We start from the raw sequence: 1,878 nt of genomic DNA on the forward strand, positions 1-1,878 counted from the left end.
GGCCTCTGCCGTACCCGGGGCCGCGTCCGGCGCCCGGGGAGCGCCTCCGGCGGCCGGTGACAGCGGCCTGACAGCACACGGCGCCGGCCGACAGGGAGCTGACAGCGCGGACGGACACCCTGGGGGCATGACACGAATCGCGACAGCCCCGAACGACCGGGGAACCACCTCTCGGAACGCCGTGGAGGTGCACGGCATCGTCAAGCACTACGGCGAGACCAAGGCCCTCGACGGGGTCGACCTCACCGTCGAGGAGGGCACCGTCCTCGCCCTGCTCGGCCCCAACGGCGCCGGCAAGACCACCCTGGTGCGCGTCCTCTCCACCCTGATCAAGCCGGACGCCGGCACCGCGTTCGTCGGCGGCTACGACGTGCTGCGCCAGCCCAAGCAGCTGCGCCGCACGATCGGCCTCACCGGCCAGTACGCCTCCGTGGACGAGCTGCTCTCCGGGTACGAGAACCTCTACCTCATCGGCCGGCTGCTCGACCTCCCCCGCAAGGAGGCCAGGGCCCGGGCCGCCGAACTGCTGGAGCGCTTCTCGCTCACCGAGGCCGCCAAGCGGACCGCCAAGACCTACTCCGGCGGCATGCGCCGCCGCCTCGACCTGGCCGCCAGCATGATGGGCCGCCCCCGGGTGCTCTACCTGGACGAGCCCACCACCGGCCTGGACCCGCGCACCCGCAACGAGGTCTGGGACGAGGTGCAGCGCATGGTCGCCGAGGGCAGCACCGTGCTGCTGACCACCCAGTACATGGAGGAGGCGGAGCAGCTCGCGAACGAGCTGACCGTCATCGACCGCGGCCGGGTGATCGCCAACGGCGCCGTCTCCGAGCTCAAGGCCAAGGTCGGCGGCCAGACCCTCCAGGTCCGCCCGACCGACCCGGCCGAGCTGCCGGAGATGGCCCGCTGCCTGCACGAGAGCGGCATCCTCAACGCCACCTTCTCCGCCGACACCGGCCTGCTCGCGGTGCCGATCACCGGCGAGGAGCAGCTGACCGCGGTGATCGGGGTGCTCGGCACCCGCGGCTTCGCCGTCGCCGGCATCGACACCAAGGTGCCCAGCCTGGACGAGGTCTTCCTCGCCATCACCGGCAAGCCCGCCTCCGCCGCGGTGCCCGCCCCCAGCCTCGCCAAGGAGCCCGTCGCATGACCACCGCCACGCTCACCCCCTCCCGGGCCCGGGACGCCCGGCCGCCGGCGGAGGACTCCCGGATCGGCCTGTCCGGCACCCTGCGCCACGTCGGCGCGCTGACCCGGCGCAACCTGATGCGGATCAAGGCCGACCCGGAGTCGATGTTCGACGCCGTGCTGATGCCGATCATCTTCACCGTGCTGTTCGTCTACGTCTTCGGCGGCGCGATGGCCGGCAACCAGGACGACTACAAGCAGTACCTGATCCCCGGCCTGCTCGGACAGACCGGCCTCACCCTCGCGATGGCCGTCGGCACCGGCCTCAACAGCGACTTCCAGACCGGCGTGATGGACCGCTTCCGGACCCTGCCGATCGGCCGGGCCTCGGTCCTGCTGTCCAAGATCGTCGCCGAGACCCTGCGCGGACTGCTCTCCTTCGCGATCCTGATCGGCTTCGCGATGTGCATCGGCTTCGAGGTGCGGACCGGACCGCTGGAGGTGCTGGCCACCATCGGCCTGGCCCTGGTGTTCGGCATGTCGATCGTCTGGATCTCGATGCTGCTGGGCATGGCCCTGCGCAGCGCCCAGGCCGTCCAGGGCGTGGCCATGCTGGTCCTGATGCCGATGCAGTTCGGCAGCTCGATCTTCGCCAGTACTCGTGGTTGAGGTTCCACACGTTGGCGGTGAAGCCGTCGTTCCAGGACTTCTGGTACATCACGCACACGGCCCGGTTGTTCGGGTCGGTCG

At 70.9% G+C, this 1,878-nt stretch carries 2 protein-coding genes; both read left to right on the top strand.

The window, feature by feature from the left end:
• The first annotated feature begins 127 nt into the window (after positions 1–127).
• The gene (locus ACIQOV_RS39660; protein WP_401055773.1) at positions 128–1,150 is read left to right on the top strand and encodes an ATP-binding cassette domain-containing protein; all 1,023 of its coding nucleotides are present in this window, start codon (positions 128–130) and stop codon (positions 1,148–1,150) included.
• Positions 1,147–1,797, top strand: a complete 651-nt coding sequence (locus ACIQOV_RS39665) for an ABC transporter permease (protein WP_401055775.1) — start codon at positions 1,147–1,149, stop codon at positions 1,795–1,797. Before ACIQOV_RS39660 ends, ACIQOV_RS39665 begins: the two co-directional genes overlap by 4 nt.
• Positions 1,798–1,878 lie beyond the last annotated feature (81 nt).

This window comes from Kitasatospora sp. NPDC091257 (genome assembly GCF_044757675.1).
In the GTDB taxonomy this organism is placed as follows: Bacteria; Actinomycetota; Actinomycetes; order Streptomycetales; family Streptomycetaceae; genus Kitasatospora; species Kitasatospora lactacystinica.